This is a genomic window from Actinoplanes sp. NPDC023714 (assembly GCF_040639855.1).
Lineage (GTDB): Bacteria > Actinomycetota > Actinomycetes > Mycobacteriales > Micromonosporaceae > Actinoplanes.
This window is the reverse complement of the sequence record NZ_JBFAAR010000014.1, coordinates 189,579-211,603: the sequence shown is the minus strand read 5'-3', so window position 1 is coordinate 211,603 and position 22,025 is coordinate 189,579. Positions and strand designations below refer to the sequence as shown.

Annotated in this window: 14 protein-coding genes; 11 read left to right on the top strand and 3 right to left on the bottom strand. The window is 70.8% G+C overall.

The features are described 5' to 3' along the window. Positions 1-347: 347 nt before the first annotated feature. Positions 348-1,148, bottom strand: a complete 801-nt coding sequence (locus AB0G10_RS40025; protein WP_360934616.1) for a hypothetical protein — start codon at positions 1,146-1,148, stop codon at positions 348-350. A 61-nt stretch (positions 1,149-1,209) separates the two neighbouring features. On the opposite strand from AB0G10_RS40025, the gene AB0G10_RS40020 reads away from it, so the two are divergent. The 3 genes from AB0G10_RS40020 to AB0G10_RS40010 all read left to right on the top strand — a co-directional run bounded on the left by AB0G10_RS40020 (position 1,210) and on the right by AB0G10_RS40010 (position 5,593). After that, positions 1,210-3,849, top strand: a complete 2,640-nt coding sequence (locus AB0G10_RS40020; RefSeq protein ID WP_360934613.1) for a valine--tRNA ligase — start codon at positions 1,210-1,212, stop codon at positions 3,847-3,849. Next, positions 3,846-5,171 carry a folylpolyglutamate synthase/dihydrofolate synthase family protein gene (locus tag AB0G10_RS40015; RefSeq protein ID WP_360934610.1) on the top strand — a complete coding sequence of 442 codons (1,326 nt, stop codon included), beginning with the start codon at positions 3,846-3,848 and terminating at the stop codon, positions 5,169-5,171. The genes AB0G10_RS40020 and AB0G10_RS40015 overlap by 4 nt, the downstream gene beginning before the upstream one ends. A gap of 116 nt (positions 5,172-5,287) precedes the next feature. Then, positions 5,288-5,593, top strand: coding sequence for a DUF4233 domain-containing protein (locus AB0G10_RS40010; protein WP_360934607.1), 306 nt, complete (start codon positions 5,288-5,290; stop codon positions 5,591-5,593). Between the two features lie 55 nt (positions 5,594-5,648). Here the strand turns inward: AB0G10_RS40010 and AB0G10_RS40005 are convergent, their stop codons facing one another. After that, the gene (locus AB0G10_RS40005; RefSeq protein ID WP_360934604.1) at positions 5,649-8,663 is read right to left on the bottom strand and encodes a VOC family protein; all 3,015 of its coding nucleotides are present in this window, start codon (positions 8,661-8,663) and stop codon (positions 5,649-5,651) included. 139 nt (positions 8,664-8,802) lie between these two features. Here AB0G10_RS40005 and ndk point away from each other — a divergent pair, with 139 nt between their 5' ends. The 5 genes from ndk (at position 8,803) to AB0G10_RS39980 (ending at position 16,717) form a co-directional block, all read left to right on the top strand. Further along, positions 8,803-9,219 (top strand): nucleoside-diphosphate kinase, encoded by a 417-nt coding sequence (gene ndk, locus AB0G10_RS40000; protein ID WP_360934601.1) that lies wholly within the window; start codon positions 8,803-8,805, stop codon positions 9,217-9,219. Between the two features lie 74 nt (positions 9,220-9,293). Then, positions 9,294-10,829 (top strand): alkaline phosphatase D family protein, encoded by a 1,536-nt coding sequence (locus AB0G10_RS39995; protein WP_360934598.1) that lies wholly within the window; start codon positions 9,294-9,296, stop codon positions 10,827-10,829. Between the two features lie 68 nt (positions 10,830-10,897). Continuing rightward, positions 10,898-12,511 carry a methyl-accepting chemotaxis protein gene (locus tag AB0G10_RS39990; RefSeq protein WP_360934595.1) on the top strand — a complete coding sequence of 538 codons (1,614 nt, stop codon included), beginning with the start codon at positions 10,898-10,900 and terminating at the stop codon, positions 12,509-12,511. 251 nt (positions 12,512-12,762) lie between these two features. After that, positions 12,763-15,879: an isoleucine--tRNA ligase gene (ileS, locus tag AB0G10_RS39985; protein WP_360934592.1), complete on the top strand. Its 3,117-nt coding sequence runs from the start codon at positions 12,763-12,765 to the stop codon at positions 15,877-15,879. Positions 15,880-16,042: 163 nt separating this feature from the next. Beyond that, positions 16,043-16,717 carry a lysophospholipid acyltransferase family protein gene (locus AB0G10_RS39980; RefSeq protein WP_360934589.1) on the top strand — a complete coding sequence of 225 codons (675 nt, stop codon included), beginning with the start codon at positions 16,043-16,045 and terminating at the stop codon, positions 16,715-16,717. Here AB0G10_RS39980 and AB0G10_RS39975 read toward each other — a convergent pair. Beyond that, complete coding sequence (locus AB0G10_RS39975; RefSeq protein WP_360934587.1) at positions 16,710-18,098, bottom strand: hypothetical protein; 1,389 nt, start codon at positions 18,096-18,098, stop codon at positions 16,710-16,712. The genes AB0G10_RS39980 and AB0G10_RS39975 overlap by 8 nt on opposite strands. 258 nt (positions 18,099-18,356) lie before the next feature. On the opposite strand from AB0G10_RS39975, the gene AB0G10_RS39970 reads away from it, so the two are divergent. The 3 genes from AB0G10_RS39970 to AB0G10_RS39960 are packed head-to-tail and all read left to right on the top strand — an operon-like array spanning position 18,357 to position 22,022. Further along, the gene (locus tag AB0G10_RS39970) at positions 18,357-19,154 is read left to right on the top strand and encodes an alpha/beta hydrolase (RefSeq protein ID WP_360934584.1); all 798 of its coding nucleotides are present in this window, start codon (positions 18,357-18,359) and stop codon (positions 19,152-19,154) included. A gap of 28 nt (positions 19,155-19,182) precedes the next feature. Beyond that, complete coding sequence (locus AB0G10_RS39965; protein ID WP_360934581.1) at positions 19,183-21,681, top strand: SpoIIE family protein phosphatase; 2,499 nt, start codon at positions 19,183-19,185, stop codon at positions 21,679-21,681. Next, positions 21,678-22,022, top strand: coding sequence for an STAS domain-containing protein (locus AB0G10_RS39960; RefSeq protein ID WP_360934578.1), 345 nt, complete (start codon positions 21,678-21,680; stop codon positions 22,020-22,022). Before AB0G10_RS39965 ends, AB0G10_RS39960 begins: the two co-directional genes overlap by 4 nt. Positions 22,023-22,025: the final 3 nt, after the last annotated feature.

Here is a 22,025-nt window from a genome sequence, read left to right as displayed (position 1 = left end):
GAACCCGGTAGCTAAGCCCTCCAGCGCCGATGGTACTGCACTCGGGAGGGTGTGGGAGAGTAGGACGCCGCCGGACTCAACTTGTGTTAAGGCCCACCCCTCGGGGTGGGCCTTTTCGCGTTTCCGGGGTTGTGAATCGTTCGCCGGCTGGGCGGTTTTGGGGCGGGGATGGCCCACTCCGGGCGGTCAGGCTTGATCCCTGCGTGGGCCATCCCCGCCCCAAAACCTTGCGACCTTGCGCTTGATTCGCGACTCCGGGTTTGTGGCCGGCCCACCGGGTGGGTGGTGGTCCTTCTTTGTGGTTGAGTCCGGCGGCGTTCTACTTGGGGTCGGCGAAGATCGTTTGGTTAGTTTCGGGTTTGGGTTGCTGTTCTTATTGTTTGCATCAAGGTTGCTGCTTCTTCTGGTGTGCGGTTGAGGAACATGGCTACTGCTAGGGAACCGTGGTCGGCCCAGCCGCATACCTGTAGGTCTGTTCCGTCGGATTTGGTTATGCCGCACTGCATTGTTCCGCCGAAGTCGCCGGGTTCCACGTCGTGGATGTTGGTAACCGTGCCCTCTTCGTCTCCTAGGAGGGTGAAGGCCGTTTCCAACTCGTCGTCGGGGGACCAGAGGAGTCTTGTGCCGCCGAAGAAGAGGACGCTCTTGTCGTCGGGGGTCGTGTAGACGGCTCCTACCGCCTTGTCCATGGTGATCTCGGCTGAGATGGCGCTGCGGAGGTATTCGGCCGTCGCGGCTGCGTCCTCGCTGTCGTCGAGAGTGAGGGTGCCGATCGTGGCCGGGGTGGAGAGGGTGGTGTGGCGTTGGCTGTTCACCCGGAAGCCGATGACCGCCAGGGTCACGGCGCCGGCCAGGATGATCACCAGTAGGGCTGCCAGGAGGACTGTTCGGAGCTTTCGGCGGTTGGCGGCGTCGTGTGCTCGCTCGTCGTCCGTCGACTCGGCCAGTTGGAACGGGCCCGCGCTTATCTCTATCGGCTCCGGCTCCCGCTCCGGGTGCGGCCCGGAGTCGATCGCCTCCGGCTCGGGCTCGTTCTGGTCCGGGTCCGGGTCGGGGTTGGGGGTTGTCGGCTCCAGCGGTTCGTCGTGGAGTAGTGGCGCCGGCTTTTCCGGGGCTTCCGGAGTGGGATTGTCGGCGGGGGAAGACATCACGCGAGCCTATCCTCCCCCGAGGGACAAGGTACGGAAGTCGGCTCCGTAGACTTGTCGGGTGACCGATGAGACCGAAACCCGTACTCCCGACAGCCGGCCCACCGGTGGCCTCTCCGCCCAGTACCAGCCGGGCGAGGTAGAGCAGCGGCGGTACGAGCGTTGGGTATCGGAGGGCTACTTCACGGCGGACGCCGAGAGCGACAAGCCGCCGTTCACGATCGTCATCCCCCCGCCCAACGTGACCGGTTCGCTGCACGTCGGCCACGCGCTCGACCACACCATTCAGGACACCCTGGTGCGTCTCAAGCGCATGCAGGGGTACGAAGTGCTGTGGCTGCCCGGCATGGACCACGCCGGCATCGCCACGCAGAACGTCGTCGAGCGCAAGCTGGCCGCGGAGCAGCTGTCCCGGCACGACCTCGGCCGGGAGAAGTTCGTCGAGAAGGTCTGGGAGTGGAAGGCCGAGTCCGGCGGCGCGATCCTCGGGCAGATGAGGCGGCTCGGTGACTCCGTCGACTGGACCCGCGAGCGCTTCACCATGGACGAGGGCCTGTCCCGTGCCGTCCAGACCATCTTCAAGCGGATGTTCGACGACGACCTGATCTACCGCGCGAACCGGATCATCAACTGGTGCCCGCGCTGCCTCACCGCGCTCAGCGACATCGAGGTGGAGCACAGCGACGACGAGGGCGAGCTCGTCTCGATCCGCTACGGCGACGGGGCGAACTCCATCGTCGTGGCCACCACCCGGGCCGAGACGATGCTCGGTGACACCGCGGTGGCCGTGCACCCCGACGACGAGCGCTACCAGCACATGATCGGCACCGAGGTGGAGCTTCCGCTCACCGGGCGCCGCATCCCGATCGTTGCGGACGAGCACGTCGACCCCTCGTTCGGCACCGGCGCCGTGAAGGTGACCCCGGCCCACGACCCCAACGACTTCGAGATCGGCCAGCGGCACGATCTGCCGAGCCTCACGGTCATGGACGAGCGCGCCGTCATCACCGTACCCGGGCCTTTTGAAGGTCTTGATCGTTTTGAGGCTCGCCCGGCGATCGTCGCGGCTCTGCGGGAGCAGGGTCGGATCGTCGCCGAAAAGCGGCCCTATCTGCACTCCGTCGGCCACTGCTCGCGGTGCAAGACCACCGTGGAGCCGCGGCTGTCGCTGCAGTGGTTCGTCAAGACCGGCCCGCTCGCGAAGGCCGCCGGCGACGCGGTCCGCGACGGGCGCGTGAAGATCGAGCCGGCCGAGCTGTCCAAGCGGTACTTCGCCTGGGTCGACAACATGCACGACTGGTGCATCTCCCGGCAGCTCTGGTGGGGACACCGGATCCCGGTCTGGTACGGACCCGACGGCGAGGTCGTCTGCGTCGGACCGGACGAGCAGCCGCCGGCCGGCGAGGGCTGGCGTCAGGACGAGGACGTCCTCGACACCTGGTTCTCCTCCGGACTGTGGCCGTTCTCCACGCTGGGCTGGCCGGAGAAGACCGCCGAGCTGGAGAAGTTCTACCCCACGAGCGTCCTCGTGACCGGGTACGACATCCTCTTCTTCTGGGTCGCCCGGATGATGATGTTCGGTCTGTACGCGATGGACGGCAAGCAGCCGTTCGACGTGGTCAACCTGCACGGCATGGTCCGCGACCAGTTCGGCAAGAAGATGTCGAAGTCGTTCGGCAACGTCGTCGACCCGCTCGACTGGATCGACCGCTACGGCGCCGACGCCACCCGCTTCACCCTGGCCCGCGGCGCCAACCCCGGCTCCGACGTGCCGGTGAGCGAGGAGTGGTGCCAGGGCTCGCGGAACTTCTGCAACAAGCTCTGGAACGCCACGCGGTTCGCGATGATGAACGGCGCGACGGTCTCGGGTGATCTTCCTTCTCCGGGGGATCTCTCCGCGATCGACAAGTGGATCCTGTCGCGGCTGCAGCACACGATCGCCGAGGTCGACGGCTACTTCGCCGCCTATGAGTACGCGAAGGTCTGCGACACCCTCTACCACTTCGCGTGGGACGACGTCTGCGACTGGTACCTCGAGCTGAGCAAGCCGGTCCTGGCCGGGACGGACACCGCGGCCGAGAACAGCCGCCGGGTCCTCGGTCACGTCCTCGACCAGCTGCTCCGCCTGCTCCACCCGGTCATCCCGTTCGTCACCGAGGAGCTGTGGATCGCGCTCACCGGTGGCGAGACCGTGATGAAGGCCGCCTGGCCGGCCGTCGACTCCGCACTGATCGACGACGCCGCCGAGGAGGAGCTCGCCGCGCTGCAGAAGGTGGTCACCGAGGTCCGCCGCTTCCGGTCCGACCAGGGCCTCAAGCCGAGCCAGCGGGTGAGCGCCGCGCTGACCGGCCTCGGCAACGTCGGGATCGACACGCACGAGCCGCTGATCCGCTCGCTGGCCCGCCTCGACGCGCCCGGCCCGGACTTCACGGCGACCGCGACCCTCGCGGTGACCGGGTCGATCACCGTCGACCTGGACACCCGCGGCGCCATCGACGTGGCGGCCGAACGGGCCCGGCTGGAGAAGGACCGCGCCGCCGCCGAGAAGGAGGCGACCCAGTGCCGGGCCAAGCTCGGTAACGAAGCGTTCGTCGGCAAGGCGCCGGAGCAGGTCGTCGCCAAGATCAAGGACAGGCTCGCGACCGCCGAGGCCGACCTGGTCCGGATCGCCGCCGCCCTGGAAGCGCTGCCGTCGGCATGAGCGAATACTCCGAGGTCGAAGCCGCGCTCAACGGGCGCGGTTTCACCCGCATGGCGTTCGACATGCAGAAGATCCGGGACCTCATGGATGTGCTGGGCAGCCCGCAGCGGGCCTACCCGGCGATCCACCTGACCGGTACGAACGGCAAGACCAGCACGGCCCGGATGATCGACGCTCTGCTGCGGGCACACGGTCTGCACACCGGCCGCTACACCAGCCCGCATCTGGAGACCGTCCGCGAGCGGATCAGCCTGGACGGCGAGCCGGTCTCCGAGGAGCGGCTCGTGGCGACGTACCAGGACGTCGCCCCGCTGGCCGAGCTGATCGACGCGCGCAACGAGGAGCCGCTGACCTACTTCGACATGACCACGGCCATGGCGTACGCGGCCTTCGCCGACGCACCCGTGGACATCGCGGTGGTCGAGGTCGGGCTCGGCGGTGAGGAGGACGCGACGAACGTCATCGACGCGGGCGTCTGCGTGCTCACCCCGATCGGGCTGGACCACACCGAGTGGCTCGGCGACACGATCGAGGACATCGCCTGGCACAAGGTCGGCATCATCCACTCCGGCGCCACGGTGATCACCGCGTTGCAGACCGAGGAGGCCATGCGGCCGATCCTCGAACGGGTCGCCGACATGGGCGCCACGCTGGCCCGCGAGGGCAGCGAGTTCGGCGTGATCGAGCGGGCGCAGGCGGTCGGCGGGCAGGTGCTCACGCTCCAGGGGCTCGGCGGCGTCTACGACGAGGTCTTCCTGCCGCTCTTCGGCGCCCACCAGGCACAGAACGCCGCACTCGCGCTCGCCGCGGTCGAGGCGTTCCTCGGGGCCGGCGCCGGCAAGCAGCTCGAGGCCGACCTGGTCCGTGAAGGCTTCGCACAGGTCGACTCGCCGGGACGGCTGGAGCGCGTACGCAGCGCCCCGACGATCCTGCTCGACGGTGCGCACAACCCGCACGGCATGGCCGCGACGGTCGCCGCACTGGAGGAGGAGTTCACCTTCCGCCACCTGGTCGCGGTCGTGGCGGTCCTCGGCGACAAGGACGTGAGCGGTCTGCTCGACCTGCTCGAGCCGGTCGTCGCCCGGATCGTGGTGACCGAGAACAGCTCGCCGCGCTCGATGCCGCTCGACGAACTCGCCCAACTCGCCACCGGGATCTTCGGCGAAGACCGGGTGAAGATCGCGGCGAACATGCCGGACGCCATCGAGGAGGCCGTCTTCCTCGCCGAGGAGGACGCTTCCGGCGAGCTCAGCGGCGTCGGTGTGCTGATCACGGGCTCGGTGGTGACGGTCGCGGACGCCCGGAAGCTGCTAAAGCGATGAGTGACCCCGTGACCGAGCCGCCGTCTTCTCCTGCGTCGTCTTCTGGGGCGTCTGGTTCTGGGGCGTCTGATCCGGGCTCGGGGAAGCCGTCGGGGCTGAAGAATCCGGCGGGGGCGGTGCGCGGTCTCGGCGCCGCCACGCTCGGGATGGAGGCGCTCGTCCTGCTCCTGGCGATCGCCCCGCTCAGCGTGATCGGCGGCGAACGCAAGGGCGCCGCGATCGCCGTGGTGATCGTGGCCACGGTGCTGGCGATCGCGCTCTGCGGCAGCATGAAACGGCCGTGGGCCTGGCACGCCGGCAGTGCACTCCAGGTGCTGCTGCTCCTCGGCGGGTTCCTGCACTGGACGGTCGCGGCGGTCGGCGTGATCTTCGGGTTGGCGTGGCTGTACGCCCTGCACGTACGGAAGACGATCCTCGGTTGAACAGGAACGGCCGGCCTTCCTGCTCGTGAAGGCCGGCCGTTTCGTCAGCTCCTGATCACCGGATCGCCCGCCACTGGGTGATGGCGATGTTGTGGTTGTCCGGGTCGCGGAACGTCGCCGACCACAGTTCGAGCTTGTCCCCGCGGTTCACCGGTCGCGGCGTGTGCACGAACTTCACGCCCTTGGCCCGAAGCTCCTCGTAGACCGCCTCCACGTCACCGACCTCGAGGTTGAGATAGATCAACCGGCCCGCCTCGGCCGGCAGGTTGTGCACCGTACGCAGTACCAGCCGCGTATCCCCGGACGCGAGGACGGCGCTGCCCTCCCCGTTGTCGATCTCATAGAACCCGAGTACGTCCCGATAGAACGCGATCGACTGATTCAAATCGGTCACCAGCACGGTGATGCCGACGCCGTGAATGGCGCCCGCCGGTCCGGGGCGAGCACTCGGATACGCCGTGATCACATCGGCCGCGTGCTCGTCGGGCTCCTGCCGCCCGCCGAAGTCACCCCAGGGGTTGGCGGTGCGAGGGGATTCGCTCTCCGTCCCGGCTCCCGTCGGGCCGGTGCTTCCCGTTTCGGTGCTTCCCGTTTCGGTGCTTCCCGTTTCGGTGCTTCCTGATTCGGCGCTTCCTGATTCGGTGCGTGCCGTTCCGGTGCTTCCGCTTCCGGTGCGTCCGGCTGCGAAGCCGGCCGCGGCTCCTGCGGCGGCGCCGGCAGCGGCGGCTCCCAGGCCGGTCCCGCGCGGGGGAGGGTCGGTGTCGTCCGAAGTCGGGGCCGGGACCTCGTCGTCGGGGACTGTTTCGGCCGGGGGCGCGATCAGGTCGTCGGCTACGGCTGTGGAGGCGGCTTCGGTGGTCTCGGGGGCCGGTTCGGGGTTGTCGTCGAGCGGGATGTCGATGTCGTCGATCTCGCGGGGGGCGGCCGGGCCGGTGGCCGTCTCCGGCGGTGGCGCGGTCGGGAAGGGGCGGTCGGGGGTCGGGGCTACCGGTGGGGGCGCTACCGGTGACGGGGCCACCGGGGCCGACTGTGCTACCGGCTCGGGCCTTGAAGACTCGGGCCTCGGCGACTCGGGCCTTGGCGACTCGGGTCCTGAGGACTCTGGCCTTGGTGAAGGGCGGGGGGTGGGTGCCGGCTCGGGGCGTACTTCCCGGTCCGGCACGAATGCCGCCGCGCCGGCCGCCGAGGGCTGATCGAAGTCGGACGTCTCCGTAGGACGGGCTGCGTCGCTTGGCTGATCGGTTTCGGACTCGGGCGTCGATGTGGGTTGGTCGGCCGGAGACGTTTGCGGGGTGCCGGGCTGTTCGACGAAGCGGGTGCGGCCGGAGGTCGTACGCGGCTCTTCCTCGCTCTTGGGCTCCTTGCCGCCCCTCAGTTTGGCGGCGACGAAACCGGCTGCGGCGCCCACTGCGGCACCGGCGGCGGCTACCGCGGCGGCTCCTCGGGACGGGGCACTCTCCGGACGGGCCTCGGCGGGCTGATCTTCGACGGGCTGATCTCCGGCGGGCTGGTCTTCGGCGGGCCAGGCCGCTTCGTCTTCCTCTGCGCCGGATCGGGTTTCCGCGGGCCGGGCTGCCTCATCGGATCGGGCGCCGGCGGGCCAGGCTGCCTCGGAATGCGGCTCGTCGGGGGAGGGCTGGGGGTCTTCGGCACGGGGCCAGGCCGTGGTCGCGTCGGCGTCGGCCTGGGGGTGGGGCGTCCGGGCCGGTTCGTCGTCCAGGGGGAGGTCGATCAGCGGCTCGTGCTCGGTGTCCGGAGCCGTCGTGGAGGCTGCGGCGGGGGCGGAGGACCAGGCGGATGAGGGGGCTGAGGTCGATCCGGAGGTTCGCTGGGTGGGTGGCATTCCGGAGGCTGCTGCTCCGGCGGCGAAACCGGCGCCGGCGCCGGCGGCTGCGGCTGCGGCTCCGGCGGTGAAACCGGTGGTGCGGCTCGAGGGTGCGGTCTCGGCTTCGGGCTGGTCGGGGGAATCGGGGTCAGGGTCGGTGACGACTGCAGCCCGGTCGGAGGAGCCGGCGGACGTCGCCTGGCTGGAAGGGCCGGCGGGGGAGGCGGGCGCTGACGGGCCGGCGGGTGAGGTGGGCGCTGCAGGGCCGGCGGGGGAGGCGGGCGCTGACGGGCCGGCGTGGGAGGTGGGCGCTACAGGGCCTGCGGGTGAGGTCGGCGCTGACGGGCCTGGGGCGGGTGGCTGGTCGTCCCGGTCGACGGTGGCTGTTGCTGCTCCGCCTCGGGGGCGGGGGCTCGGCCGGGTTCCGCGGGGACGGCTGGAGGCCGCGGCGCCGGCGAAGGAGGAGGCGCTGGGGTAGGCGGGGCCGGGCGGCGGGGGGATCGGGTCGTCGGCGGCGCCGCCGTAGGCCGCTCCGGCCGCGCGGCGGGGGAGAGGCGGGGGCGGGTCGTCGTCGCCGCCTACGACCTGGCCTTCGACGATCGTGCCGGCCGGGGTGTCGCGGACCACCACGGGTGTGGTGGGGGCGTTCGTGAACGGGGGCGGGGGCGGCGGCTCCTCCTGCTCGAACTGCCAGTCGCGGTCGCGGCCCTCCCACGGCGCCGGGCCGATGTCGCCGAGCAGGTCGTCGTCGGGTTCCTCGGTCTCCTGGTAGGTGGTCCCGGCCGGCGGCGGCGGGTCGCCGCCCTCGTCGCGGAGCGGGGCGTCGTTCCAGTTGACGCGGACGCGGCGGGTGTCGTCGACGTCCACGGTGATCGGGACGGTGGCGCCGATGGCCGGCCACTTGGCGACCGGGATCCGGGACTCGCGCAGCACCGTGTCGAAGGTGCCGAGGCCGGGCGCCACCACGATGACGTCGATGTCGGCCCGGCCGTACGCCGAGTTCAGCGGCATCGGCGGGATCGACTTCACCTCGGCGTTGCCGGCCACCGTGGCCCGGCCGCCGCGGCGCGGGACGGTGACTATCGCGAGGACGACGGCGAGCACGAGGACGGCGAGGCCGAAGAGGGCGACCGCCCAACTCGACATGCCGAGCCCGTAAACGATCACGAAGACCGCGAGCGTGCCCATGACCGCCGCCACCAGCTTGCGGGCCGGAGCGATGGGCCGGCCGGTCTGGTTCGCCACTGTGGACCTCCCGGTTGTTCCCGTCAGGTTATGGCCCTGCGCCGCATCCGCGAAAGTGCGGTAGTCCGGACATCGCCGCTCGCCCGTTCCGAGGTACCGATAGGCTGAACCAACCGCCCCTTTGTTACGGAGGAACCGCGTGACCAGCACCACCGAGCGTTCGCTCGTGCTCATCAAGCCCGACGCGGTGCGCCGCGGCCTGCTCGGCGAGATCCTGTCCCGCTTCGAGCGTAAGGGCCTGGTCATCGAGGCGCTGGAGTTGCGCACGATGGACGCGTCCCTCGCCGACGCCCACTACGCCGAGCACGTCGAGAAGGCTTTCTACCCACCGCTGAAGGACTTCATGACGAGCGGCCCGCTCGCCGCCGTGATCCTCTCCGGCGACTCGGTGATCGAGGTCGTCCGCGCGATGATCGGCGCGACCGACGGCCGCAAGGCCGCCGCCGGCACGATCCGCGGCGACCTGGCCCTCTCCAACCGCGAGAACCTGGTGCACGCCTCCGACTCCCCGGAGAGCGCCGAGCGCGAGCTCGCCCTCTGGTTCCCCAAGATCTGACGAAGCGACGAGAAACCCCAAGATTGAAGGTGGCGGCCACCCGGCCGCCACCTTCGATCGATATGCATCGAGGTATGACCTCGATGTCCCGAAGGAATCTGCTGCGTGCCGGCGTCGCGGGCGGCGTCGCCGGAGCGATGCTCGAAGCGCCCGCCCTCTCCATGGCGGGCAGCCGCCCCCTCGTCACGCACGGCGTGCAGAGCGGCGACGCCACCGCCGACGCGGCGGTGGTGTGGAGCCGCTCGGACCGGCCGGGACGGCTCTGGGTGCAGACCAGCCGCCGCCCCGACTTCCGCGGCTCCCGGCTGCTGCGCGGCCCGGTGCTCACGGCCGGGTCGGACTTCACCGGCAAGCTGCGGCTGCGCGGCCTGCCGTCCGGTGAGCGGGTCTTCTACCGGGTGAAGGTGGAGAGCCTGGAACGGCCGGGCCTGTTCGGCTCGGCGGTGAGCGGGCAGCTGACCACCGCGCCGGACCGCCGCCGGGACGTCCGCTTCGTCTGGACCGGCGACGTCGCGGGGCAGGGCTGGGGCATCGACCCCGCGTACGGCGGCATGCGGATCTTCGAGTCGATGCGGCGCCGGCGCCCGGACTTCCTGCTGCACAGCGGCGACACGGTCTACGCCGACGGCCCGCTGGCGGCGCGGGTGACGCTGCCCGACGGCCGGATCTGGCGCAACCTGCTCACCGAGGCGAAGTCCAAGGTCGCCGAGACGCTCGACGAGTTCCGCGGCCAGTACGCCTACAACCTGCTGGACGAGAACTACCGGCGGTTCGCGGCCGAGGTGCCGCAGGTCAACCAGTGGGACGACCACGAGGTCACCAACAACTGGTATCCGGGCGAACTGCTCACCGACGCCCGATACACCGAGAAGCGGGTCGACGTGCTGGCCGCGCGGGCGCAGCGGGCGTTCCACGAGTGGCTGCCGGTGCCCGGCACGGCCGCGCCGATCCACCGCAGGATCGCGTACGGGCCGCTGCTCGACGTCTTCGTGCTGGACATGCGTACCCGGAAGGACCCGAACGACGGGAACACCTATGCCGACCCGGAGCGCGGCCTGCTCGGCGCCGCCCAGCGCGAGTGGCTGATCGACGGCCTGCGCCGCAGCCGCGCCACCTGGAAGGTGATCGCCAACGACCTGCCGATCGGCGTGGTGGTGCCGGACGGGCCAGCGGCGCAGGAGGGCGTCGCGCAGGGTGACGGCGGCGCCCCGAAGGGCCGGGAGCTGGAGTTCGCCGAGGTGCTGCGGTCCGTGCACCGGCACGGCGTGCGGAACGTCGTGTTCCTGACCGCGGACGTGCACTACACGGCCGCCCACCACTACGACCCGTCGCGCGCCGCGATCGGTGACTTCACGCCGTTCTGGGAGTTCGTCTCGGGCCCGGCGCACGCGGGCGCCTTCGGGCCGAACGCGCTGGACGGCACGTTCGGGCCGGAGGCGGTCTTCGTGAACGCGCCGCCGGTCGCCAACGCGTCGCCGGCCGAGGGCTTCCAGCACTTCGGCGAGGTGGAGATCGACGCGGAGTCGGGCGCCTTCACCGTCAACCTGCGGGACCGGGACGGTCACTCCCTGTGGTCGAAGACGCTGCTTCCCTCGTACCCGGGAAAGTGATTCAGGTTTCAGGAACTTGAACGCGGGGGCTCGCCCGCCGAAGGGGACTCCGAGAAAGTGAGGCGATCATGAGTCTTCTCCGGCGGATGCGGCTGCGCGTGCGGCTGCTGTCGGCGTTCGGAGTCTTTTGTCTTCTGGTGGCGGCCATGACGGCCGTCGGGGTTGCCGAGTCGCGCAAGCAGTCGGCGGCGGCGGACCGGGTCGAGGAGATGCAGGGCCTGACCCGGGACGTCATGCAGTTGAAGTTCCGCAACGCGGACGTGAGCGGGTGGCAGCTGGCCTACGGCTGGGACGCCTCGCTCTACGGGACCGCGGAGGCCATCGATCCGGCGTCGGAGAACCGCAAGGGGACCGTCGACGCCCTGGACGCGCTCGGGTCCGAGCTGGCCGTCGTGAAGAACGCCGATCTCACGGCGGACGAGCGCGCCTACTTCGAGACCGTCGAGGACAACTTCGAGAAATTCCGAGGGTACGACGACCAGGTCGTCGAGCTGCTGCGCGCGGACCGTCCCGGCGCGGTGGAGCGGGCCGCGTCACTGATCAACAACGAGGCGTACGACGTCTTCCTGGCGATCGTGGAGAACACCGACAAGCTGGTGGACTCGGTGATCGCGCGGGCCGGCGTCGCCCAGGCGGAGCTGACCGCGGCCGGTGAGAGCCTGCGGGCGGCGCTGCTGATCGGCTGCGCGCTGGCGCTCGTGCTGACCGTGCTGCTCGGCCTGCTGCTGACCGCCAGCATCGAGCGCCCGGCGGCCCGGGTGCGGGAGGCGCTGCGGGTGCTCGCCCGGCGTGACGTCACGCCCCGCCTGCCGGTCGACGGCCGGGACGAGCTGACCGACATGGCGGTGGCGTTCAACGAGGCCGGCGACGCGGTGCGGGACATGCTCGCCGGCGTCGGCGAGCGGGCGACCGCGCTGGCCGCGGCCTCGGCGGACCTGGCCGAGACGGCCCGGCGGATGGACGGCCAGGCCGAGGACACCAGCAGCCAGGCCACCGTCGTGGCGGGCGCGGCCGGTGAGGTCTCCGGCAACGTGCGCACGATGGCCGGCGCCGCGCAGGAGATGGTCGCCGCGATCGGCGAGATCTCGCGCAGCACCACCTCGGCCGCCGGGGTGGCCGCGGACGCGGTGTCCACGGCGCGGCAGACCTCGGCGTCGGTGGCCGAGCTCGTCACCGCGAGCGAGGAGATCGGCGCGATCGTCAAGACGATCACCGCGATCGCCGAGCAGACCAACCTGCTGGCGCTCAACGCCACGATCGAGTCGGCCCGGGCCGGCGAGGCGGGCAAGGGGTTCGCCGTGGTCGCGAGCGAGGTGAAGGACCTCGCCCAGGAGACCGCGCGGGCGTCCGCCGACATCATCGGCCGGATCACCGCGATCCAGCAGACCACCGGCCAGGCGACCGCCGCGATCGAGCGGATCACCGGCGTGGTCCAGCGGATCGCCGAGCTCCAGGAGAACATCGCCGCGGCGGTGGAGGAGCAGTCCGCCACCACCGGGGAGATCAACCGGAGCGTCGCCGAGGTGGCGCAGGGCTCCGAGCAGATCGCCGCGAACGTGGCGAGTGTGGCCGGCATCGCGACGGCGACCACCCGGGACGCCACCGCGACCCGGGAGTCGGCGCGGCAGCTCGGCGACATGGCCGGTGATCTGCGGGCTCTGGTGGCGTCGTTCAAGCACTGAGCCTCATGGGGTAATGCGGATGAAGGAATCCCGGGGTGGCCGGTATCGTTGTGCTCACGCAGGCGACGAACCGGCCATCACCGGGGAGCCTCCGGAAGAACGGGTCCTCCCCTAGTAGAACCGGGCGTCCTTACCGGCACGTGCGCAAGCCGGCGAATGAGCGGGCTTCCCCCGGGAAGCCAAGCGAGGTGGTACCGCGGGCCCTTTTCCGGGCTCGTCCTCGCAGTCACGACGACTGCTTGAGGGGAACCATGGCCTACCCGAAACACACCGATGCCACGGGCGTGCCGGCGTCGCCGGACCTGCCCGCCGTCGAGCGTGCCGTCCTCGATCACTGGGCGGCGGACAAGACGTTCGAGGCGTCGATCGCGCAGCGCCCGGCCGGGGAGAACGGATCCAACGAGTACGTCTTCTACGACGGCCCGCCGTTCGCCAACGGCCTGCCCCACTACGGGCACCTCTTCACCGGGTACGTGAAGGACCTGGTGCCGCGCTACCAGACGATGCGCGGCAAGCGGGTCGAGCGCCGGTTCGGCTGGGACACGCACGGCCTGCCCGCCGAGGTGGAGGCGGAGAAGCAGCTCGGCATCACGACCAAGGCGCAGATCGTCGACCTGGGCATCGACAAGTTCAACGACGCCTGCCGCACGTCGGTGCTCGCGTACACCAAGGACTGGGAGCGTTACGTCACGCGCCAGGCCCGCTGGGTCGACTTCGAGAACGACTACAAGACCCTCGACCCCTCCTACATGGAGTCGGTCATGTGGGCGTTCAAGACCCTTCATGACAAAGGCCTCGTGTACGAGGGATTCCGCGTCCTCGCCTACTGCTTCCGCTGCGAGACGCCGCTGTCGAACACCGAGACGCGGATGGACGACGTCTACCGCGACCGGACCGACCCGGCCCTGACCGTTCGTTTCCGCCTGGAGACCGGTGAGGACATCGCGGTCTGGACCACGACCCCGTGGACGCTGCCGTCGAACCTGGCGCTGGCCGTCGGGCCGGAGATCGAGTACGCGGTCCTGTCCGACGAGTCCGGCCAGAAACTGATCGTCGGGGCGGGACGCGTAGCGGCGTACGCGAAGGAGCTCGAAGGTTTCGAACAGGTCGGAACGGTGCGCGGCAGCGACCTCGTCGGCCGCCGCTACACCCCGCTCTTCGACTTCCTCGTCGAGCAGGCCGGGGAGAACGCCTTCCAGGTCCTCGGCGCCGAGTTCGTCACCACCGAGGACGGCACCGGCGTCGTGCACATGGCGCCCGCGTTCGGCGAGGACGACCAGAACACCTGCAACGCGGCCGGCATCCCGACCATCGTGACCGTCGACGACCACACCCGCTTCACCGCGCTGGTCCCGGACTTCCAGGGCCTGCAGGTCTTCGACGCCAACAAGCCGGTCATCGCCGCTTTGAAGGAGCGCGGCGTCGTCCTCCGGCACGACGGGTACACGCACTCGTACCCGCACTGCTGGCGCTGCGACACCCCGCTCGTCTACAAGGCGGTGTCGTCCTGGTTCGTCGCGGTGAGCACGTTCCGCGACCGGATGGTCGAGCTGAACCAGGAGATCAGCTGGACGCCCTCGCACATCAAGGACGGCTCGTTCGGCAAGTGGCTGGCGAACGCCCGCGACTGGTCGATCTCCCGGAACCGCTTCTGGGGTTCGCCGATCCCGGTGTGGAAGTCGGACGACCCGAACTACCCGCGCGTCGACGTCTACGGCTCCTTCGAGGAGATGGAGCGCGACTTCGGCGTGAAGGTGACCGACCTGCACCGGCCGTACGTCGACGAGCTGACCCGGCCCAACCCGGACGACCCGACCGGGCAGTCCACCATGCGCCGGGTGCCCGAGGTGCTGGACTGCTGGTTCGAGTCGGGCTCGATGCCGTTCGCCCAGGTGCACTACCCGTTCGAGAACAAGGAGTGGTTCGAGCACCACTACCCCGGCGACTTCATCGTCGAGTACATCGGCCAGACCCGCGGCTGGTTCTACACCATGCACGTGCTGGCCACCGCGCTCTTCGACCGGCCGGCGTTCCGGAACTGCCTGAGCCACGGCATCCTGCTGGGCGAGGACGGCCGGAAGATGTCCAAGTCGCTGCGGAACTACCCGGACGTGTACCGGGTGTTCGACTCGTACGGCTCGGACGCGATGCGCTGGATGCTGATGTCGTCGCCGGTGCTGCGGGGCGGCGACATGCCGGTCACCGAGGTGGCGATCCGCGACTCGGTGCGGCAGGTGCTGTTGCCGCTCTGGAACGTCTGGTACTTCTTCAGCCTTTATGCCAACGCTTCCGGATATGAGGCTAAATTCCGGACAGATTCGGAGCACCTGCTTGACCGTTATGTGCTCGCCAAGACGCGTGAGCTGGTCACGGACGTCCAGAAGCAGATGGACGAGTACGACATCTCCGGCGCTGCCGGATCTGTCCGCTCGTTCCTCGACGCCCTCACCAACTGGTACGTCCGCCGCTCCCGGGACCGCTTCTGGGACGGCGACGAGGACGCGTTCGACACCCTCGCGACCGTGCTGGAGACCCTCTGCCGGGTGGTGGCGCCGCTCGCGCCGCTGACCACCGAGGAGATCTGGCGCGGCCTCACCGGCGACCGCTCGGTGCACCTGACCGACTGGCCGTCGGCGGACGCGTTCCCGGCCGACCACGAGCTGGTGGCGTCGATGGACGCGATCCGGGACGTCGCCTCGGCGGCGCTCTCGCTGCGCAAGGCGAAGGGCCTCCGGGTCCGGCTGCCGCTGGCGTCGGCGACCGTGGCGACGCCCTCCGGGTCGGCGCTCACCGGCCTGAGCGACCTGCTCAAGGACGAGGTCAACGTCAAGGACGTGGTCTTCACCGACGACGTGGCCGCGTACTGCCAGCAGGTGCTCACCGTGGTGCCGCGCGCGCTCGGCCCCCGGGTCGGCAAGCAGGTGCAGCAGGTCATCAAGGCGGTCAAGAGCGGCGACTGGCAGCTCGTCGACGGCGCTCCGGTCGCGGCCGGCGTCACCCTGGCCGAGGGCGAGTACGAGCTGAAGCTGGTCGCCGCCGACGTGGAGAACTCCGCGCCGCTGCCGGCCGGCGGTGGCGTGGTCGTGCTCGACACCGTGGTCACGCCGGAGCTGGCGGCCGAGGGCCTGGCCCGCGACGTCATCCGCGTGGTGCAGCAGGCCCGCCGCGACGCCGACCTGGACGTCAGCGACCGGATCTCGCTGACGGTCGCGGCCTCCCCGGCGGTCGTGGAGGCGGTCGAGGCGCACCGCGAGTTCGTGGCGGGGGAGACCCTCGCGACGTCGCTCGCGTTCGGCGACGCCGCGGGCGGCTTCGCCGGCGAGGTCGGCGACGGCGAGCAGGTGACGGTGTCCGTCACCGCAGTGTGATTGATCACTGAGTAGGAAACCGCCGAATAGCCCGGATGTTCGCCTGGTGGGGGCGAATGTCCGGGCTTCGGTCCAAGATCATTAGGTACATCGGCGCTCCGGTCCGATAACCTCACAACACCCCATCCCTACTTACGCACACCTGTGTGCTCCGGAGGACGAGTTGCCGCTGATCTACTCCATCGGCAAGGTCATCGTCGGCGTGCCGCTGATGACTGGCTGGCGGCCGACCGTCGAAGGCCTCGAGCACATCCCGAGGACCGGCGGGGCGATCTTCGCCGGCAACCACCTCTCCGTCGCGGACGAGCTCTTCCTCGGCGCCGTCGTGCCGCGTCACCTGGCCTTCTGGGCCAAGTCCGACTACTTCACCGGCACCGGCGTGAAGGGCTTCCTCAACCGCAAGCTGATGGAGGGCCTCGGCGCGATCCGGGTCGAGCGGGCCGGCGGCCGTGCCGCGCTCACCGCCTTCGACGCGGCGATCCCGGCCCTCAAGGACGGTGACCTCGTCGCGGTCTACCCCGAGGGCACCCGCTCGCCGGACGGCAAGCTCTACCGCGGCCGGACCGGCGTGGCCCGGCTCGCCGTGGCCGCGGGCGTCCCGATCATCCCGGTCGGCATGATCGGCACCGACAAGGTGCAGCCGATCGGCCAGGTCTACCCGAAACTGATGCGCGGCATCGTGACCATCAAGTTCGGCAAGCCGATCGAGACGGTCGGCCGGGCCGACGACCGGACCGCCCTGCGCGAGCTCACCGACCAGGTGATGGGCGAGATCCAGAAGCTGACCGGCCAGGAATACGTGTCCCGTTACGCGCCGAAGAAGGAAGAGGCTAGATAGCCGGGACCAGGACCTCGTCACGGAGCTGGGCCACCAGCGCGGCGCTCTCGTCGAGCGACCGCCGGGTGAGCAGCACCGTGGCGAGGCTGCCGTGGTCGGCCCACGAGCACGCCACCACGGCGGTGTCGTCGAGCCGGCCCGTCCCGCACCGCTCGTGCACGCCGGGCACGCCGGTGTCGTAATCGGACACGTCGGTCAGCTCCATCGAGCCGGCGAGCCGATCCATCTGCGCCGAGACGTCGGAGCCCGGGGTGAGCCGGAAACCGGTCGCGCCGTAGACGGTGACCCGCTTGCCGTTCCCGTCCGAGTAGACCCCGGCGAACGCGTTCCCGCCCGAGCCCGCCTCCTGCAACTGCTCGGCGAGCCGCTCGACCGCCCGTTTCGCCGACTCGGTCTCGCGCAGGACCAGATCCGAGAAGGAGTCCGGCAGGATCGCGTCGACCGGGAACTGCCGGGCGGCCGGGATCTGCGTGTAGGCCAGCGGCGCACCACAGCAGAGCACCACCGCGACCATCGTGAGGATGGTGAGCCGGCGCAGCGCCCGCCGGACGAATCCCCGGCGCTTCGGCATCGGCTTGGCGGCCCAGGGCGGCGGCGCCGGCTGGGCGGGGCGCCGCGGCTGGATCGGGGTGCGGGGCTTGATGAGCGGCTGCGGTCCCATCGCGGGCTTCGGCGGCGGCGCGGCGGCCGGGCGCTGCCAGAAGCGCGGTTTGCGGGCCGGCGCGGGCGTGGGCGCGGGCGGAGCCTGCCGCGTGAACGGCGCCTGCGGGGGTGGCGGCGTCTGCGGCGTGGGCGGCGCCTGCGCGGCCGCCCGGGCCTTCTCCTCGGCTCGCTCGGCCAGCTTCCGGGCGACCGCGGCGCGTGCCGCCTCGGCCTTGGCCGCCGCGCTCGCGGCCGCCGCCTTCGCGGCCTCGGCGGCCTTCTTCTCCACGATGTCAGCGGCGGCGGAGGCGGCGTCCAGCCTGGCGTTCAGCGCCGCCACGCGCTCCTGCCGCGTGCCTTCGGCCGCGGCCACCGCCGGTCCTTCCATGCGCGTCGGCGGCATCTCCTCCGGGGGTACGGGCGGAGCGGCCGGAGCGGCCGTGTAGGCCTCGTCCCAGACCTGGGTCGGCTGGTCCGCCCACGGGTCGACGGCGGGCATCGTCGGCCACTCGTCGTCGGTGCCGGACCGCCTGCCGGAACCGCTGCCGGCCACCACGTCGGCCACCCGTTCGCGCAGCCGTCCCCACGCCGATCGGCGCGGCGTGGCGCCGGGGATCGCGGCGGCGCCGCTCCAGCGGGCCGGCATGGTCAGCGTCTTCGGGTCGTCGGAATCGGTCGTCCCGGTCTCTTCGGGCATTCCGATGGCCGCGGTCGGGTCGACCGGCTGGTCGTCGGCCATTTTTCGATCTCCTCCTGTGCCCCCAGGCGGCGAGCGTCTTCTCCCAGGTTAGGTGTGCTTCGCCAGTGGGACGGCCGGGCCGGATCCGGACTCCCGCCACGAATGGCGGACAACGGGGGCGATGTGCGGAACGCTCCGGAGTCGTATGGTTACCCGGACTTTGCATTCACCCGGTTCCCCGGACCGGAAAGTGCCCGGAGTCACCCCTCGGAGATTCCGCACACCGACCACCCGAACCGCCCGGAGGGTTTGTTGCGCATGAGCACCACGCAGAGAAACGCCGTGACCTTCAGCGGGGCCGAGTCCGGCCGGCCCATGTTGTTCGCCCACGGCTACGGCTGTGACCAGAACATGTGGCGCTTCGTCACGCCGGCCTTCGCCGACACGCACCGGATCGTGCTCTTCGATCACGTCGGCAACGGCAAGTCCGACCTGTCCGCGTACCGCGACGACAAGTACGCCACCCTCGACGGCTACGCCGACGACGTCCTCGAGATCATCCACGAGCACGACCTGCGCGACGTCGTCTTCGTCGGCCACTCGGTCAGCTCGATGATCGGCCTGCTCGCCGCGAACCGGGAGCCCGAGCGCTTCGAGGCCGTCGTCATGATCGGCCCGTCCCCGCGGTACATCGACGACGACACCGACGGCTACCACGGCGGGTTCGGCCGCTCCGACATCGAGGAGATGCTGGAGTCGCTGGACAGCAACTACCTCGGCTGGTCCAGCGCCATGGCTCCGGTGATCATGGGTAACCCGGACCGGCCGGAGCTCGGCGAGGAACTCACCAACAGCTTCTGCCGCACCGATCCGGAGATCGCCAAGAAGTTCGCCCGGGTCACGTTCCTCTCCGACAACCGCACCGATCTGCCGAGGTCCCGGGTCCGGTCGCTGATCCTCCAGTGCTCCGACGACGTGATCGCGCCCACCGTGGTCGGTGAGTACGTCCACAAGCACACTCCGGACAGCACATTCCTGTCGATGAACGCGACCGGTCACTGCCCGAACCTCAGCGCTCCACAGGAAACGGTTGACGCGATCAAGTCCTGGTTGTAGACAGCGGGCATGATCGGCGGAGCTGGGTGTGAGTGAGACTGGTGGGCCGGACGTGACCAATGAGTTGCGACTGCCCTGGGACGACGATCCGGAAGACCTCTACGAGCATGCGCCGTGCGGCTACCTCACGACGCTGCCGGACGGCACCATCGTCCGGGTCAACGAGACGTTCCTGGCGTGGACGGGATACACACGGGCCGCCCTGATCGGTCACCGACGGTTTCGGGACCTGCTCACGGCGGGTGACAAGATCTATCACGAGACCCACTACGCACCGTTGCTCTCGATGCAGAGCGAGGTGCACGAGATCGCCCTGGAGGTGGTCGGCGAGGACGGGCGGCGTCTTCCCGTACTCGTGAACTCGGTCCTGGAACGCGGAGCCGGCGGCGCGCCGCGGATCATCCGCACGATGGTCTTCAACGCGACCGAGCGGCGCAGCTACGAACGCGAGCTGCTCGCGGCCCGCCGCGAGGCGGAGCTGTCCGAGCAGCGTGTCCGGGTCCTGCAGCGGATAGTGGCCGACCTGTCGGCCGCGCCGACCGAGGCCGAGGTGGCCGAGGCCGTGCTCCGCGCGCCGGAGCCCGCGTTCGACGCCGCGAGCAGCAGCATCTACCTCATGGACGCGGATCGGGACCAGCTGATCGCGGTGGCCTCCACCGACCCGACCACCGGGAACTGGGAGGACATGCCGCGGTCGTCGCCGCGCGCGGTGGCCGAGGTGGCCCGCCGCGGCGACCTGCACGTGATCGGCACGCTCGCCGAGGCCGACGAGCACTTCCCGGACCTGGCCGAGTCGATGCGGCGATCGGGCCGCGCCACGGTGGTGCTGCTGCCGCTCACCGCGGGCGCCGGCGACGAGCAGGCACCCCATGTGCTCGGCGTGCTGGCGTTCAGCTTCCGCGAGGAGCGCCTGCTCAGCGACGGTGAGCTGCGGGTCATCCGGTTGCTCGGCCAGCAGGCCGGCCAGGCGCTGGACCGCGCCCGGCTCTACGACGACGCCCGCCGCCGCGAGGAGCGGGCCGGCTTCCTGGCCCGCACGACCCGATCCCTCGACGAGGAGCACCGGCTGCTCCAGCGGGCCCGCCGCCTGGTCGAACGGGTGGTGCCGGAGATCGCCGACTGGGCCGCGGTACGCCTCCAGGTCGGCCCGGCCGGCCTGCTCGAGGACGCCGGCGGCCCGGCGCCGGACGCCGAACTGCTCGCCGGCCGGGTCGCCGACGCGACCGCCAAGGCCGAGCCGATCTTCGCGGTCGACGGCGACGGCCTGGGCTGCACCGTGCTGCCGCTGACCGCCCGCGGCAAGGTGCTCGGCACGCTGTCGCTGCGGATGGCCGCGGACCGGCGCGGCGCCGAGGCCGAGAAGTTCTTCCTCGTCGACCTGGCCGACCGGTCCGGGCTCGCGCTGGAGAACGCCCGCCTCTACGAGCAGGAGCGGGCCATCGCCCGGACGCTGCAGCGCAGCCTGCTCGCGGCGGACGTGCCCGGCGGCGACCCGCGCTTCGCGGTGGAGACGTACTACCAGGCCGCCGCGCAGGACCTGGAGGTCGGCGGCGACTGGTTCGACGCGTTCCTGATCAGCCCGCACAAGCTGGCCGTGGTGGTCGGCGACGTGGTCGGTCGGGGCATCGACGCGGCCACCACGATGGGCCAGCTGCGCAGCGCGATCCGGGCGCTCGCCTCGGCCGAGCACGGCCCGGCCCGCCTGCTGGAGCAGCTCGACCGGTTCTGCGAGCGGGTCGACTCGGCCCGGATGGCCACCGTCGTCTACGGCGAGATCGACCTGAACAGCAGCGAGCTGGCGTACGCCTGCGCCGGTCACCTGCCGCCGCTGCTGCACGAGCCGGCCGGCTCGCCGCAGTACCTGCTGCAGGCCCGGTCGGCGCCGATCGGCTCGCGGGCCGGCGACCGCCGCCGCACCGAGCACCGGGTGCGCCTGGCCGCCGGCAGCCGCCTGCTGCTCTACACCGACGGCCTGGTCGAGCGCCGGGGCCGCCCGATCGACAGGGGCTTCGAGATCCTGGCCCGGGAGTACGCGCGCCGCCGGGACGCGCCGCTCAAGGGCCTGACCGCGGGGCTCGCCGACACCCTGGTCGGCCGGGACCACGCCGACGACGTCTGCCTGCTCTGCCTCACCCTCGGCACCGAGGAGCGCCTGGAGCGCTCGATCGGGGCGGACCCGCTGCAGATCTCGCTGCTCCGGGCCGACCTGCGGGGCTGGCTGGTCGGTCACGCGGTCGACCCGGACTGCGTGAACGCGGTGCTGCTGGCCTGCTCGGAGGCGGTGGCGAACGCGATCGAGCACGGGTACCGGGACGACCCGTTCGGGGTGGTGGACGTGTCGGCCACGGTCAGCGCGGACGCCGTGGAGGTGCGGGTCACCGACCGGGGCAGCTGGCGCGGACCGGGCGCCGACTTCGCCCGCGGCCGCGGGCTCCAGCTGATCGAGGATTCGATGGACGAGGTCTTCTTCGACCGAGGCGAGGGGACGACGGTGACGATGCGCCGGCACCGCGGAGGTGTCTCATGACCGACCAGTGGGTGAGTTTCTCCCAGCACGGCATCGCCGAGCTGGTCCACCTCAAGGGCGAGATCGACCTGGCGAACGCCAACGACATCGGGCGCGCCATCGTGGCGCACACCACCGAGGCGAACGCCGTGCTGATCGACTTGACAGCGGTCTCGTTCCTGGACAGCGCGGGTGTGCGGCTGCTCGACTTCATCGTCGGCGACCTGGACGATCGGGGGAAGCCGATCAAGCTGGTGGTGGGGGAGCGCGGGGCCGCCCGGATGACCCTCCAGCTCTGTTCGTTCCGTACCGACCTGCTCTCGACCGACCTGGAGCGGGCCGCGGCGGAGCTGGGCCGGTAGTCT